The organism is Streptomyces sp. NPDC037271 (genome assembly GCF_055603605.1).
Map to the genome: position 1 here is coordinate 622,926 of NZ_JBVJVN010000001.1, position 15,343 is coordinate 638,268.

At 76.5% G+C, this 15,343-nt stretch carries 6 protein-coding genes; 2 read left to right on the forward strand and 4 right to left on the reverse strand.

Annotated elements, in window-relative coordinates; genetic code table 11:
- Positions 1-81 precede the first annotated feature (81 nt).
- Positions 82-885 carry an AfsR/SARP family transcriptional regulator gene (locus ACZ7G3_RS02980; RefSeq protein WP_426526378.1) on the forward strand — a complete coding sequence of 268 codons (804 nt, stop codon included), beginning with the start codon at positions 82-84 and terminating at the stop codon, positions 883-885.
- A gap of 65 nt (positions 886-950) precedes the next feature.
- Positions 951-1,292, forward strand: a complete 342-nt coding sequence (locus ACZ7G3_RS02985; RefSeq protein ID WP_470922971.1) for a YrdB family protein — start codon at positions 951-953, stop codon at positions 1,290-1,292.
- Positions 1,293-1,299: 7 nt separating this feature from the next.
- On the opposite strand, the gene ACZ7G3_RS02990 is transcribed toward ACZ7G3_RS02985, so the two are convergent.
- The 4 genes from ACZ7G3_RS02990 to ACZ7G3_RS03005 are packed head-to-tail and all read right to left on the reverse strand — an operon-like array spanning position 1,300 to position 15,201.
- Positions 1,300-2,337 (reverse strand): ketoacyl-ACP synthase III family protein, encoded by a 1,038-nt coding sequence (locus tag ACZ7G3_RS02990; protein ID WP_470922972.1) that lies wholly within the window; start codon positions 2,335-2,337, stop codon positions 1,300-1,302.
- 15 nt (positions 2,338-2,352) lie between these two features.
- Positions 2,353-3,135: a thioesterase II family protein gene (locus ACZ7G3_RS02995; RefSeq protein ID WP_426602854.1), complete on the reverse strand. Its 783-nt coding sequence runs from the start codon at positions 3,133-3,135 to the stop codon at positions 2,353-2,355.
- Positions 3,132-5,552 (reverse strand): beta-ketoacyl synthase N-terminal-like domain-containing protein, encoded by a 2,421-nt coding sequence (locus ACZ7G3_RS03000; protein WP_470922973.1) that lies wholly within the window; start codon positions 5,550-5,552, stop codon positions 3,132-3,134. The genes ACZ7G3_RS02995 and ACZ7G3_RS03000 overlap by 4 nt, the downstream gene beginning before the upstream one ends.
- 34 nt (positions 5,553-5,586) lie before the next feature.
- Positions 5,587-15,201 (reverse strand): SDR family NAD(P)-dependent oxidoreductase, encoded by a 9,615-nt coding sequence (locus ACZ7G3_RS03005; RefSeq protein WP_470922974.1) that lies wholly within the window; start codon positions 15,199-15,201, stop codon positions 5,587-5,589.
- Between the last annotated feature and the right edge of the window lie 142 nt (positions 15,202-15,343).

Genomic DNA, 15,343 nt, shown 5'->3' on the forward strand with positions numbered 1-15,343 from the left:
TCCTCGCACTGCCGCCCGACCCCCGTGGTGGACGACCATGAAGTCATCAATGCGGCCCGGTGAGTGGGGGAGGCGTCCGACATGGACATCAAGATCCTGGGTTCTTTCGAGGCGACGGAGAACGGGGTCGCGCTGCTGCCGACCGCGGGAAAGCCGCGTCAGGTACTGGCACTGCTGGCACTCCAGGCCGGCCAGGTGGTTCCCGTGGCCAGCCTGATGGAGGAGCTGTGGGGAACCGAGCCACCGCGCAGCGCCCAGACGACGCTGCAGACGTACATCCTGCAGCTGCGCAAGCGGCTCGCGGCCGCCCTGCCCGCGGACGGGCCGCGCAGTGCCAAGGACGTGCTGACCACCCGGTACGGCGGTTACCTGCTGGACATCACGCCCGAGGAGACGGACGTCCACGCCTTCGAGCGGATGACCGCGGCGGGGCGGCGGGCGATGGACCTCGGGGACCGGGCGACCGCGTCGCGGCTGCTGCGCTCGGCGCTCGCGGTGTGGCGCGGCCGGGCACTGGTCGACGTGTACACCGGGATGCGGCTGAGCGTGGAGGTCACCCGCCTGGAGGAGAACCGGCTGATGGCCGTCGAGGCGCGGGTCGAGGCCGACCTGTCCCTGGGCCGGCACCAGGCGCTGCTGAGCGAACTGGCGGTGCTCACCGCGCGGCATCCGATGCACGAGAACCTGCGCGCGCAGTACATGATCGCCCTCTACCGGTCCGGTCAGCAGTGGCGGGCGCTGGAGGCCTTCACCGCACTGCGCGAGTGCCTGGTCGAGGAGCTGGGGGTGACGCCGTCGCCGCGGCTCCAGGAACTGCAGCGGGCGATCCTCGTCTCCGACCCCGAGCTGGACCGCTTCACCGTCCGCAGCGACCTCACCGTGTGAGCCTCCGCCCGCACCCGCACCCCCACGACGTCCGACCCACCCCCATGCCGAAACAGGAGTCCGTCATGCTCTCGTCCCTGAAGGCCCTCAACATGCTGCTGATGTTCCTGCTGGAACTCGCGGTGTACGCCGCGGCCTCGTTGTGGGGATTCACCGCCAGCGACAAATGGCCGGTCAAGCTGGCCCTGGGGATCGGCGCGCCGGTCGCGCTGATCGCGGTGTGGGCGCTGTTCGGCTCCCCCAAGGCGCCGTACCCGCTGCACGGGGGCGGGCGGGTCGCCCTGGAGGTGCTGTGGTTCGGCGCCGGTGCCGCCGCCCTGGCCGCCTCGGGGAGGCCGGGCTGGGCGGCGGGCTTCGCGGGTCTCTACCTGGTCAACGCGACGCTCCGGCTCCTGTGGAACCAGTGACGCCCGTTCACCACCGGGGCGTCTCCAGGAACTCCAGGACGGCGACGGTCCACATGAAGCCCACGCCGACCCCCATCGTGACCAGCAGGTCGCCGGGCCGGGGACCGCGGGTCTCGGCGACGTGGTTGATGCCGATGAGCTGGTCGCCGGCGCCCATGTGCCCGAGGTCGCGGCCCCAGTCGTACACGGTGGTGTCCGGGTCGACGCCGAGCACGGAGTGGAACGAGAACTCCACGATGGTCTCGGCGATGTTGGAGTGCACGAAGAACCGGGCGTCCGGCAGCTTCGCGTCGGCGTCGTCGAGCGCCTCCCGCAGGACCTGGGAGGCGTTCTCCGTCATCCGCTGGATGACCCGGTCGTAGCCGCCCTCCTCCCGGAGCAGGTAGTCGCTCTTGCGGCTGCGCAGGTCGACCGGCCCGCCGTCGTGGAAGGGGCCGTCGGTCCAGCCGGTCGTCCCGCGGTAGATGGGCTCCAGCGAGGAGTCGGAGCAGCTGGCGGTGGAGCGCAGCCGGGCGAACCCGCCCCGGTTGGACAGGACCATCGCGCCGGCCCCGTCGCCGTACACCGACTGGCTGTCGCTTGCCCAGCGGTCGAAGTACGGCATGCGGAAGGCGTCGCCGGTGGTCACCAGCGCGGCCTGCGGGGTGCCGCGCGCGGCGAGGTGGGAGGCGGCGAGTTCCACGGCGGCCAGGCCCCCGTTGGAGCCCTGGCGGACCTCGACGGTCAGGCCGGTGCCGCCGACCGCCTCGCTCTGCACGTAGTTGACCGGGGTCCAGAAGTCCTGGCCCTGGTGGCCGACGCAGGCGTGCAGCACCATCCCGTAGCGGTCGGCGGGCAGCCCGGCCCGGGTCACCGCCTGCCGGCCGGCGGCCGCGGCCATCACCGGGGCCGGCTCGTCCGGGCCGGCCACGCGCACCGCGCGGATGCCGTTGGCCCGGGCCTCCTCGGCGTCGTAGCGGCCCGCGGCGACCGCCTCGTCGGCGGTCTCCACCCGCTCGGGCAGGTGGGCGCCGAGTCCGGCGACGTACACGTTGTCCCAACGCATCGTGCTCTCCTCTTCCTACGCCACCTGGGGCGTGGAGTCGTGCCGGCAGGTTCCGATCTGCCGGACCAGCTGGTCGGTGAGGGCGGGGAAGCGGTCGTTCAGGAAGTAGAAGTGGCCGCCGGGGAAGAACTTCTGGGCGAAGCGGGAGGAGGTCTCCCGCCGCCACAGGTGCATGGCCGCCGGGGGAGCCCAGGCGTCCTGCGTGCCGCCGAACACGCTCAGCGGTGATCTCATCGGCGAACGGGTCGCGGCCGGACGGTAGTTGTCGACCGCGGTCAGGTCGGCGCGCACGGTGCGCAGGAACCGGTCGACGAAGTCGGCGGACTCGGTGACCCGTTCCGGCATCCCGCCCAGGCCGAGCAGGACCCGCAGCAGGGCGTCGTCGTCGAGGGTGCTGAGCGGGACGGCGCCGGGGCGTTCGAAGTGCGGGGCGACGCGCCCCGACACGCCCGTCCACACCGGGGCACTGCCCAGGCCTTCCAGGGACCGTGCCGTCTCCAGCGCCACGACCGCGCCCATGCTGTGCCCGAACAGGGCGAGCGGGGTGCCGTCGACCCAGGGCAGGACGTCCGCGACGGCGGTGGCGACCACCTCCGTCATGTCGTCCAGGGCCGGCTGCCCGGCCCGCCGGCCCCGGCCGGGCAGGTCGAGCAGCAGCAGGTCCCAGTCGTCCGGCAGGCACTGGACCAGCGGCCGGTAGACGGCCGCCGAACCGCCCGCGTGGTGGAAGCCGACCAGCCGGACGGCGGGCGCGTCGACCGGACGCGGACGGTGGAAGGCTCGGGTGCGGCTGTTCATCGGTCCCCTCCGGTGGCGGCGCTCACCTGGTCGCCCAGGTACGCCAGCAGGTCACCGACCGGCATCTCCACCGGGCAGTCGAGCGTGGGCAGTTCCACCCCGTAGCGCTGCTCGACGCTCTTGGTGAGCAGCATCGCGGTGAAGGAGTCGCCGCCGACCTCGCAGAACGGTGTCTCGGCGGGCAGCAGGCCGTCCGCCTTGAGGACGGCGGCCAGTTCGGTGGCGAGGTAGGCGCTGATCTCCGCCGGATCGCGGGGCACCGGCCGGGGGCCCGGCGCCGCCGCGGTCTCCACGGCCGCGGCGCCCTCGTCCGCCCGGGACGGCTCGGTCTCCTCGACCCAGAACCGCTTGCGCTGGAACGGGTAGGTGGGCGCCTCGGTGAACCGGGCGCCGGGCGCGGCCAGCAGCTCCAGACGCAGGTCGGCGCCCGAGTGGAAGAGCGCGGCCAGGGCGGCGGCCAGCAGCCGGGGAGCGGCCTCCGGGTCGTCCGCGACCAGCGGCAGCGTCTCCCCGGCGGCCGTCAGATAGGCCACCGGTCCGTGCGCCGTCTCCCGGGCCGGCGCCGCGGACGTCCGCACGCCCAGCGCGGCCAGGACACCGCCGAGCCGGGCCGCGGGGCCCGCGGAACCCGTGGCCGTGGCGGCCAGCCGGGGGTAGGCGCCGGCCAGTACGGCGAGCGCCCGCTCCAGCACCTCGTCGGACCCGGGGCAGGAGCTGAACGTGACCCGGTCGACGGCCGGGACGGTGGCGCCGCGCCGCACGCCGGTGAGGGCAGCGGCCAGTTCCCGGGCGCCGGTGCCCACGACGGCGAGCCGGTGCCCGAAGTGGACCCGTCCGGCGCGCAGGGTGTGGCACAGCGCGGCCACCCCGGCCGCGTCCCGTCCGGCGAGCGCGGTACGCACCCGGTCGGTCAGTTCGGCGAGCGCCGCCGGGTCCTTCGCGGACAGCGTCAGCAGCTCCGGGTGGCCCGGCTCGGGCGCCGGCCCGCCGGCCGCCCGCGGGGCGGGCGCCGCGAGCACGGCGTGCGCGTTCGTGCCGGACAGCCCGAACGCGCTGACGCCGGCCACGCGCGCACCGTCCCGCGCGGGCCACGGCACCGGCCCGCGGGGCACCGCCACCCCGATCTGCTCCCAGGGGATGAGGGAGTTCAGCCGGCCGTCGCCCTGCTGCACGCTCGCCGGGACGCGCTCCTCGCCCAGCAGGACGACCAGCTTCAGCAGCCCGGCGATACCGGCCGCGGCCTCCAGGTGCCCGATGCGGGACTTCACGCTGCCGAGCACGACCGGCTCCCCACGCGTCCCGCTCCCGGTGCCGACCACCGCGTCCAGGGCACCGACCTCGATCGGGTCGCCGAGCGCGGTGCCGGTGCCGTGCGCCTCGACGTAGCCGACGGCGGACGGCTCGGTGCGGGCGTCGGCGAGGGCCGCGCGGACCACCTCCTGCTGCGCGGGCCCGCTGGGCACGGTGAACCCGGAGGACGCCCCGTCGTGGTTGACGGCGGTGCCGCGGATCACCGCGTGCACCTGGCGGCCCTCCGCGACGGCGTCGTCCAGCCGCATCAGCGTCAGCATGCCGACGCCCTCGCCGCGGCCGTAACCGTCGGCGTCCGCCAGGAAGGTGCGCGACCGGCCGCCGGCCGCCAGGGCCTCGCCCTGGCACAGCGCCACCATCAGGTCCGCGCCCAGGATCAGGTTGGAGCCGCCGGCCAGCGCGTAGCGGCAGTCGCCGTCGCGCAGCCCCCGCACCGCCTGGTGCACCGCCACCAGCGCGGACGAGCAGGCGGTGTCGATGCTCAGCGCGGGACCCGACAGGCCCAGCGCGTAGGAGATCCGGCCGGCCAGGAAGCAGTGCCCGCTGCCGGTGCTGTGGTACGGGTCGATACGGCTGTAGTCGCCGTCACCGACGAAACGCCGGCCGTACTCGGAGGCCATCACACCGACGAACACGCCGACCGGCAGCCGGTCCTGGCGGCGCGCCGCGACACCGGCCCGCTCCAGCGCCTCCCACGAGACCTCCAGCAGCAGCCGCTGCTGGGGGTCCATCGTCTCGGCCTCGCGCTGCGAGATGCCGAAGAAGGCGGCGTCGAAGGAGGCGATGTCGTCGAGGAACCCGGCCCGGTCCACGTAGGACCGGCCGGCGGTGCCGCGCTCGGGGTGGTGGACCGCCCGCAGCGAGGGGCGGTCCCCGGGTATCGGGACGAGGGCCCGGAAGTCCGGGTCGTCGGCGTACAGGAAGTCGCGGTAGGCGCGCGGGGTGTCGACGCCGCCGGGCAGCCGCATCGCCGTGCCGACCACGGCCACGGGTGCGTGCGCGCGGGCCTCGGCCGCCGCCAGCCGCTCCTTGAGCCGGCGGGACAGCCGGAGCTGGTCCTCGATCACCCGCCGCAGTTCTTCGGGATTCACTGGTGCTTCGGACATCTCACTGCTCCTGCGCTCGGTGGTCATCGCCTGCTCACTGGTCCTGGGCGAGGTCGTCGGTGACGGCCCGGAGCAGCTCGTCGAGGGAGAGGCCCTCGAGGGGGCCGGCGGTGGGAAGGGAGTCGGGGGAGGGGAGGGAATCGGCGGACGGGAGGAGGGGACCGGAGGGGTCCGGGGCACCCGCGGCCGCCGCCGGAGCAAGGGCCGGGGCCGGGTCGGACGCCGGACCGCCGGACCCGGTGCGGGCGGGGTCGGACGCGGCGAGGAAGCCGCTCATCGCGAGCACGCTCGGATGGTCGATGGCGATGGTGGCGGGCAGGTCCCGGCCCATGGCGTGGGCCAGGGCGGCCCGCAGGTCGATCGCCATGATGGAGTCGAGACCGAGCTGCGAGAAGCCCTCCGCGTCGGCGGAGCCGTCCTCGGGCAGACCGTCGTCGGAGCCGAGCATCCGGGCGACCAGGGACCGCACGGCGTCCCGCAGCACGCGCTCGGCGTCGTCGGCGCCGGACGCCGCGAGCCGGTCCCGCAGCCAGCCGGCCGGCTCGCCCCCGCCGCTCGCGCCCCGGGGCGCGGCCACCGGTTCGGTCAGCGCGGCGACCAGCGCGGCCCGCGGATGCCCCGCGGCCTGGCCGGCGTAGCGGGCCGGGTCCAGGGCGACCACGACCAGGCGGTCCTGCCCGCCCTCGGCGGCGAGCGCCAGCGGCAGCGCCGCGTCGGCGTCGGTCAGCGGCCGGATGCCGATCCGCTGCGCCGCCCGCTCGACGGCCGCCGCGGCGGCCATGCCGCCCTTGGCCTCCGGCACCCACGGGCCCCAGTTGACGCCGACGGCGGGCAGACCCCGCTCGCGCAGCGCCTCGGCCAGACCGTCCAGGTAGCCGTTGGCGGCCGCGTAGTTGGCCTGCCCGGGGGAGCCGAGCACCGAGGAGACGGACGAGAACAGCACCACCGACCGGGGATCGTGGCCGGCGACCGCGTCGGCGAGGACGTCGGCGCCCACTGCCTTGGCGTGGAAGACCTTCTCGTAGGAGGCGTCCGTCAGGGACGGGAAGGCGCCGTCCGCGTTGACGCCGGCCAGGTGGTACACCGTGCCCAGGGGGCCGTCGGCGGTGGCGGCGGCAACGGCCCGCGCCACGTCGGCCGGGTCGGTGACGTCGCCGCGCACCAGGGACACGCGGACCCCGGACGCGGTGAGCGAGTCGATCACCCCCTGCTCGACGTCGCCGGGCGCGGACCGGGCCATCAGCGTGACCCGGTCGCCGCCGCGGGCGGCGTGCGCGGCGGCCACGGCCAGGCCCAGCGCGCCGAGACCGCCGGTGATCAGCGCGCCCCCGGCCCGCTCGCGGGCGGCGGGCTGGGCGGGTACGCCGACCAGGCGGGCGACGCGGACACCGGAGTCCGTGAGCGCGAGCCGGGTCTCCCCGGGCAGGCCGCCGAGCAGCGCGGCGACCCCCTCGGCCCGCCAGCCCGCGTCCAGCCGCAGCCGGGTCAGACGGCGCTCGGTCTGCTCCGCCTCGAGGGAGCTCAGCAACCCGAACAGGGCCTCCCGCAGCGGCGCCCGCACGGCGTCGCCGTCGGCGAGCAGCACGTAGGGCAGCTCCGGCGGCAGCGCGCGCAGGGTGGCGGCGAGCGCACGGACCGCGCCCAGCACGGCCCCGGCGCCGGGAGCGCCGTCCGTGCCCGGCCCGGCGTCGGTGCCGGTGTCGGTCTCGGCGTCAGTACCGGTGCCCGGGTCCGTCCCGGTGGCGGTACCGGCGCCTGTGCCGGCCCCGGCTCCGGACGGGCGCGGTGTCAGCCAGCGGGCGTCCACCACGAGCCCGGCGTCCGGACGGTCCGGGCCGTCGGGGAGGCCGTCGCCGTGCACCGACACCTGGTGGCCGGCGGCCTCCAGCGCGGCGACCAGCGCGTGGGCGTCGCCGGCGTCGCCGAGCACGGCGACCGGCACCGGAGCGGTGAGCGGCGCGGCCGAGTCCTGCGGCAGCGGCACCCAGTCCAGGGTGCGGACCAGGCCGTCCCCGCGCAGACCCGCCTCCAGGACGGCGCGCGAGGCGTGCCGGATGCGGAACTCGTCGGCCCGGAACACGCTGTGCTCACCGCCGGTGGCCGGGTCGACCGCGTACAGGTGCAGGTCCGCGGTCTCCACCCGCAGCCGGTCGTTGGCCAGCGGCTCGGCGCGCAGCACCCGCACCTCGCCCCACAGCTCGCCGCCGGTCGCCGGCCGGCCGTGGAAGGAGAGCTCCCGTGCGGCGAACGGGATGGCCAGGGACGGCGCCTCGGCCGCGCCCTCGTCGACCAGGAACACCGCGATGCTCTGGAAACAGGAGTCGATCAGGCCGGGGTACAGCTCGTAGTCGGCCGGGTCGTCGGGCAGTTCCGGCATCCGGTAGCGCACCAGCGCCTGGTCGCCGCGGATCCACACCTCGTCGATCCAGCGGAAGGACGGGCCCAGGGTGTAGCCCAGGGAGCGGAAGTAGTCGTAGAAGTCGTCCCGGGTCAGGTGCCGGTCGGCGGCGGCCATGAAGGCGGCGCGGTCGGCCGGGCGGGGCCGGTGCGTCTCCTCGACGGCGGGGGTGGCGCAGCGTCCGCCGATGTGCCGCTGCCAGATGCCGCGCTCGGGGTCGACGAGGCTCTGCACGGACAGCTCGGCGCTGCCGTCGGCGCCCGGCCGGTCGACGGTGATCTGCACCTCGTACTCCTCGCCGTCCTTGATGACGAGCGCCCGGGGGCAGATCAGGTCCCGTACGAGGACGGGCGAGCCGTCACCGCCGAGGGCCGACAGCACGGTGCCCAGGTGGGAGGCGGCCGGGGTGACGACGGTGCCGTAGAGCCGGTGGTCGGTGAGGTAGGCCGGGAACGAGGTGCTGCGGGCGAAGGAGAACGCGCGCCCGGTCAGGGCGGGCGACTTCAGCTCCGCCCCCCAGTGGCGCCCGTGCCCCGGGCGCGGTCCGCCGGCCGGCGCGGGCGCGGCGGGGACGGCGGTGGTCCAGTACGAGGTGTCCGCGAAGGGGTAGCGCGGCGCGGCGGCGCGGCCCGCGGGGCGGCCGGTGATCCGGGCGAAGTCCAGGTCCTGGCCCTGCTCGTAGAGGTGCCCCGCGGCGGCGAGCAGCTGGGTGCGGTCCACACCGCCGCGCCGCAGCGAGGGCACGCCCCCGCCGGCCGGGGTGAGTCCGGCGGCCCGCACCAGGTTGACCAGGGTCCGGTCGGGGCCGACCTCCAGCAGGACGTCGGCATCCAGGTCGGCGAGGGCGCGGGCGCCCTCGTGGAAACGCACCGGCTGCCTGATGTGCCGCACGAAGTAACCCGCGTCGTAGGTGTCGTCGGCCGCCTCGGCGCCCGTGACGTTGGCGATCACCGGGATGCGCGGGGCGCCGAAGGCGAGCGGGGCGACGGCGGCCTCGAACTCCGCGAGCACCGGGTCCATCAGCCGGGAGTGGAAGGCGTGCGAGACGGTCAGCGCCCTGCTGCGCACCCCCCGCTCCGTCAGCCGCGCGGCGAACGCGTCCAGCAGGTCCTTCGGTCCGGCCACCACGACCGACTCGGGCCCGTTGACGGCGGCCACGTCCACGCCGGCCTCCTCGGCCCAGGCCGCGACGGAGTCCGGGGCACCGGAGACGGACAGCATGCCGCCGGGCTCCGTCGACTGCATCAGCCGGGCGCGGTGGGCGATCAGGGCCAGGCCGTCCTCGCGGCCGAGCACCCCGGCGTGCACGGCGGCGGCGACCTCGCCGACGCTGTGCCCCATCACGGCGGCGGCCCGCACGCCCCACGACTCCCACAGCGCGGCCAGGGCCAGCTCCAGCGCCACCAGGGCGGGCTGGGTGATCCGGGTCTGGTTCACGGCCTGCGGGTCGTCGCCGTAGAAGACCAGGTTGAGCAGCGAGTCGCCCAGGTACGGGGTGAGGATGCGGTCGCAGTCGTCGAAGACCGACGCGAACACCGGCTCGCTCTCGTAGAGTTCGCGGCCCATCCCGAAGTACTGGGCGCCCTGTCCGGAGAACAGGAAGGCCACCCGGGGCGCCCGCGTGGCCGCCGTGCCGGGCGCGCCCGCCGCACGCAGCGCGGACAGCAGCTTCTCGCGCCCGGTGCCCAGCACGGCCCGGCGCACGGGCAGGTGGGCGCGGCCGGCCGCGGCGACGGCGACGAGGTCGGGCAGCAGCTCCTCGTCCGCGCCTTCCAGTGCCTCTTCCCAGGCGGCGGTCACCCGTTCCAGGCCGGCCGCGTCCGGCGCGGACAGCGGCAGCAGCAGCGCCCCCGGCTCCGGCGTGCTCCGTACGGTGCTCCCGGCGGCGGCCGGTGCCTCGCCGAGGACGACGTGCGCGTTGGTGCCGGAGAAGCCGAAGCCGGAGACGCCGGCCAGGCGGGGGCGGTCGCCCGGTGTCCAGGAGACCCGCCCGTCGACGACCCGGATGTTCATGTCCCGCCACGGCACGTGCGGATTGGGCGTGCTGTAGTGCAGCCCGGCCGGGATCCGCCCGTGGCGCAGCGCGAGCACCGACTTGATCAGGGAGGCCATGCCGGAGGCCGACTCGCAGTGGCCGATGTTGCTCTTGACCGAGCCGATCAGCAGCGGCTCGCCGGGCCGGCGGCCGGGGCCCAGCACGTCCCAGGCGGCCTCCACCTCGATCGGGTCGCCCAGCGAGGTGCCCGTGCCGTGCGCCTCCAGGTAGTCGATGTCGGCGCCCTCGACGCCGGCGTCGGCGAGCGCCTCGCGGATCACCCGGCGCTGCGCGGTGCCGTTGGGCGCGGTGAACCCGGAGGAGGCGCCGTCCTGGTTGACGGCGCTGCCGTGGACGACCGCCAGCACCCGGTCGCCGTCGCGCAGCGCGTCGCTGAGGCGGCGCAGCACCAGCACCCCGACGCCCTCGGCGCGGACGAAACCGTCGGCGGAGGCGTCGAAGGTCTTGCAGCGGCCCTCGGGCGACAGCATGTGGGCGCGGGAGACGGCCACCGAGCAGGTGGGTGCCGTGATGACGTTGACGCCGCCGGCCAGGGCCCGGTCGCTCTCGCCGGTGCGCAGCGAGCGCACCGCCAGGTGCAGGGCGACCAGCGAGGACGAGCAGGCGGTGTCGACCGCGAGCGCCGGGCCGTGCAGACCGAGGTAGTAGGCGATGCGTCCGGCCGCCGCGTTCAGCGCGGTACCGGTGGGGAAGTAGGCGTCCAGCGCGTCGGCTCCGCCGCTCTCCATGACGCGGGCGTAGTCCGAGTTGGAGATGCCGACGAACACGCCGGTACGGCTGCCCGCGAGCGAGGAGGGGGCGCAGGCCGCGTCCTCCAGCGCGTGCCAGGCCGCTTCGAGCAGCAGGCGCTGCTGCGGGTCGAGGCTCTCCGCCTCCCGGGCGGGGATGTCGAAGAACGCGGCGTCGAAGCGGCGGATGTCGCCGAGGAAGCCGCCCTGGGCGGGGGTGCCGAGGCGCTCGGCGTCCCAGCGGTCGGCGGGCACCGGGCCCACCCCGTCGCGGCCCTCTTCGAGCAGCGACCAGAAGTCCTCGACGGAGTCGGCGCCGGGGAAGCGGCCGGCCATGCCGACGACGGCTATGGGTTCCGGGGCGGGGGCGGCCGGGGCGGGGTCCTGGGCGCCCGCGGTTCCGGTGGCCGGGGCGGGGAGGGCCGTCGTGGGGGTGGCCGCGGTGCTGCCGGTGGCGGTGGTGCCGACCGCGGTGGTGCCGGTTGTCGTGGGGGCGGTGGTGGTGCCGGTCGTGGGGCGGGCGGCCGGGGTGCGGCGCGGCGCGGGGGTGGCGGGGGCGTCCGACAGGCGGCCGGTCAGCTCGGCGGACAGCCGCTCCAGGGAGGGGTGGCCGAAGATGTCGCCGATGCCGACGTCCAGGCCGAGCACCTCCGACAGCCGGGCCGAGGCATCGACGGCCATGATCGAGTCCAGGCCCAGGTCGAGGAACCCGGTCCGCTCCGGCAGCGCGGCCGGGTCGTCGTGGCCGAGGATCTCGGCCAGCACCTCGCGGACGTGCGCGGCCACCAGAGCGGGCCGCCGGTGCCCGGGGGCGGCGCGCAGCGCGTCGCGGGGCGCGACGGGCGCCTCCCCGGCGTCGGCGCCGCTGCCGGGGCCGGAGGGGCTGTCGGGGTCGGCGTCGCTGCCGGGGCCGGTGGCGGCGGCCGGTGCGGACGGCCGGGCCAGCAGGTCGAACAGGGGGCGCGGGCGTACGGCGTTCATGACGGCCGTGAAGCGGTCGGTGTCCAGGTCGCAGGCGACGAGATGGGCACCGTGCGGACCGGCCACGGCGAGGGCGGCACTGCCCTGCGCCGCGGTGACCGGGCGCACGCCCATCCGGGCGAGCTGCGTGCGGGCCTCGGAGTCGGCCATGCCGTCCAGGTCCCAGGGGCCGAAGGCGACGCTGCCCGCCGGCCGTCCGGACGCGGCGGCCCGTTCCGCCACCGCGTCCAGGGCGCCGTTGGCGGCCGCGTAGGCGCCGTAGCCGCTGGTGCCCCAGACGGCGGAGACGGAGGACAGCTGCACGAAGAAGTCCAGCGGCCGGTCGTCCGTCAGCAGCCGCAGCCAGTGCGCGCCGGTGAACTTGCCGTGCAGCGCGGTCGCGAAGGCCTCCTCGCCGGCCTCCGCCAGCGGCAGCCGCTCGATGGCGCCGGCGCCGTGCACCACCCCGCGCAGCGGGGGCAGCGCGTCGAGCGCGCCCAGGGCGGCGGCCAGCTCCGGACCGTCGCCGACATCGGCTTGCAGGTACGTCGTCGGGGTGCCGGACGCGGCCAGCCCGGCGAGCAGGTCCGCCGCCTCGGCGGGCAGCTCCTCCTCGGCGCGGCGGCCGAGCAGGACGAGGTGACCGGCGCCGCGGGAGGCCAGGTCGCGGGCGACCACACGGCCGATGGCACCCAGGCCACCGCTCAGCAGATACGTTCCGTCCGGGCGCACCGGCAGCGGCTGCGGCTTCCCCTCGGCCGGGCGCAGCCGGGCCGCGTGGACCTGGCCGGCGCGGACGGCGAGCAGGTCCTCGGCGTCCCGGGCCGCGAGCGCGGTCAGCGCGGCCGACGCGTCCTCGGGGCCGCAGTCGGCCGGAAGGTCCACGATGCCGCCCCACACGCGGGGGAACTCCAGGGCGAGTACGGGGGCGAGCCCGTGCAGCACCCCGTGGTCGCCCGCGGCGATCGCGTCGTCGCCGGTCACCTGACGCACGCCGGACGTGACGAGGTGGACGCGGCCGGGGCCGTCCGGCAGTGCGCGCACGGCGACGGTCGCGGCGGCCGCCAGGGCGGCGGCGTGCCGGGTGGGCGCGGGTTCGTCCGGTGAGCCGGGCAGCGGCGCCGCCGCGAGCGCGAGGAGCAGGTCCCCGGGGTGCTCGGCCCGGACCGCGGCCCACTGCGCGGCGGAGTCGGGCAGGGTGTCCAGCACCTCCACGGGGCGGTTGCCGCCGGCCCGCGCGGCCTGGACGAGCAGGGCCACCAGAGCGGTGTCGTCACCGGCGACGAGCAGCGGACGGTCCGCGGCGGCGTCCGGGGCGTCCGGGGTGTCCGGGGCGTCCGGGGTGTCCGGGGCGTCAGGGGCGACGGCCGGGGTGTACGGGGTCCAGGCGACGTGGAGAGCGGGGAGTGCCGTCCGCGGGCCGTCGGCCCCGGCCGCGTCGGTGACGTGGCGGGTACCGGCGTCCGTGGCGGCCTGGTCCGTGGCCGCGTTCCCGGCGGACCGGGTTCCCGTACCGCTGCCCGCGCCCGCGTTGTCGGCGGACTGGGTTCCCGTACCGCTGTCCGCGTCCGCGTTACCGGCGGACCGGGTTCCCGTACCGCTGTCCGCGTCCGCGTTACCGGCGGACCGGGTTCCCGTACCGCTGCCCGCGCCCGCGTTACCGGCGGACCCGGTCCCCGTACCGTGGCCCGAGTCCGCGTCCGCGCCCGTGTCCCGGGCGGGCGCGTACCGCACCCGCTCCCACGGGTAGGCCGGCAGGCCGGTGACCGCGCGCGCCAGTCCGGCCGTGGCCGGGTCCGCCGGGGCGTCCGGCGCGGCGTCGGTCAGCCGTACCCGCTCCGGTGTGCCGCCCGCGGCGAGCTCGCGCAGGGCCGACAGCGCGGCCCGCGGGTCCTCGGCGGTGACCAGGGCGCGCACCCCGTGGCGGGCCCGGCCGTGGGTGACGGTGTAGGCGAACGCGGCGTACTCCTCGGCGGGCAGCTCCGCCAGGCGGCCGGCCAGCAGGCCCGCCCAGGTGCGCAGCGCGCCCTCGGTGCGGGCGGAGAGCTCGAAGCCGGCCACCGGGCCGGCGCCGGACGCGGCCGGTGTCCGCTCCCGCTCCGTCGGCGCGCCGAGGACGACGTGGGCGTTGGTGCCGCTCATGCCGAACGAGCTGACGCCCAGGCAGCTGCCCGGCCCGCTGTCGCCGGCCTCCCAGGGCAGCACCTCGCGGGGGAACTCGATGCCGGTGCCGTCGAGCTGGATGCGGGGGTTGAGGGTGCTCAGGTGCACGACCGGCGGGAGCAGGCGCCGCTGGACCGACAGCACGCCGCGGATGAGTCCCGCGATGCCGGAGGCCGCCTCCAGGTGGCCCAGGCCGGTCTTCACCGAGCCGATGCGCAGCGGGGCGCCGCCCGCGGACCGGTCCAGGGCGGCGACGATCGCCTCGACCTCGATGGGGTCGCCGAGCGCGGTACCGGTGCCGTGCGCCTCGACGGCGCCGATCTCCGCAGGGCTCAGTCCGGCGTCGTCCAGGGCGGCCCGGATCAGGGAGATCTGCGCCCGGACGTTGGGTGCGGTGAAGCCCGAGGAACGGCCGTCCTGGTTGACCGCGCTGCCGCGGACCACGGCGTGCACGCGGTCGCCGTCGCGCCGGGCGTCGGCGAGCCGCTTCAGGACGACGACACCGCAGCCCTCACCGCGGGTGAAACCGTTGGCCCGCGCGTCGAAGGTCTTGCACAGGCCGTCCGGGGCCAGGGAGTTGGTCTGCTGGATCAGCCGGGTCGAGCGCGGCGACAGGATCAGGTTGACGCCGCCCGCGAGGGCCACGTCGCACTCGCCGCGGCGCAGCGCCTGGCCGGCGAGGTGGACCGCGGTCAGGGAGGACGAGCAGGCGGTGTCCACGGCGACCGCCGGCCCCATCAGGCCCAGGGTGTAGGCGATCCGCCCGGCCGCGAAGCAGTGCCCGTTGCCGGTCAGCCAGTAGGCGTCCTCCTGCCCCGCGGGCTGCCAGTCGCGGTAGTCCTGGCCGGTCACGCCCACGTACAGTCCGGTGCGCCGTCCGCTCTCGGCGAGGGCGCGCGGCGGCAGCGCCGCGTCCTCCAGCGCCTCCCAGGCCACTTCGAGGAGCAGCCGGTGCTGCGGGTCGAGGCTGCGGGCCTCACGCGGGCTGACGCCGAAGAAGGCGGCGTCGAAACCGAGTACGTCGTCGAGGTGGCCACCGCGGTGCGGGAGGGCGTCCCACTCGGCGGTGAAGGGCTCCTTGCGGTGCTCGGGCATCGGACGGACCAGGTCACGGCCCTCGGCGAGGGCGTCCCAGTAGCCGTCGAGGTCGGCGATGCCACCGGGCAGCCGGAGCCCGACGCCGACCACGGCCAGAGGGCCGGCGTCGTCGGCCGGCCGGGCCTTCGCCTCGTCCAGCTCCGCGCGCAGCTTCTTGATGGTGTCCATCGCCCGGCTGAGCGGGGTGGCGGTGGGGCGTCCGGCGCCCCGGCCGGCCGGGGCCCCATGGGTCGGTGTGCTGGTCACAAGAAGTCCCTCGCGATCGGCAGTCGTTGCTGGCGGCTGAGCCAAGGCGGGACCGGGGGGGGGGGGGGGGGGGGGGGGGGGGGGGGGGGGGGGGGTGGTGGGGGGGGGGGGGGGGGGGGGGGGGGGGGGGGGGGAGAGAAGA

Coding starts and splice junctions, on each gene's coding strand:
- ACZ7G3_RS03000 (WP_470922973.1), bottom strand. CDS start 5,552: ATGTCCGAAGCACCAGTGAATCCCGAAGAACTGCGGCGGGTGATCGAG.
- ACZ7G3_RS02985 (WP_470922971.1), top strand. CDS start 951: ATGCTCTCGTCCCTGAAGGCCCTCAACATGCTGCTGATGTTCCTGCTG.
- ACZ7G3_RS02995 (WP_426602854.1), bottom strand. CDS start 3,135: ATGAACAGCCGCACCCGAGCCTTCCACCGTCCGCGTCCGGTCGACGCG.
- ACZ7G3_RS02980 (WP_426526378.1), top strand. CDS start 82: ATGGACATCAAGATCCTGGGTTCTTTCGAGGCGACGGAGAACGGGGTC.
- ACZ7G3_RS02990 (WP_470922972.1), bottom strand. CDS start 2,337: ATGCGTTGGGACAACGTGTACGTCGCCGGACTCGGCGCCCACCTGCCC.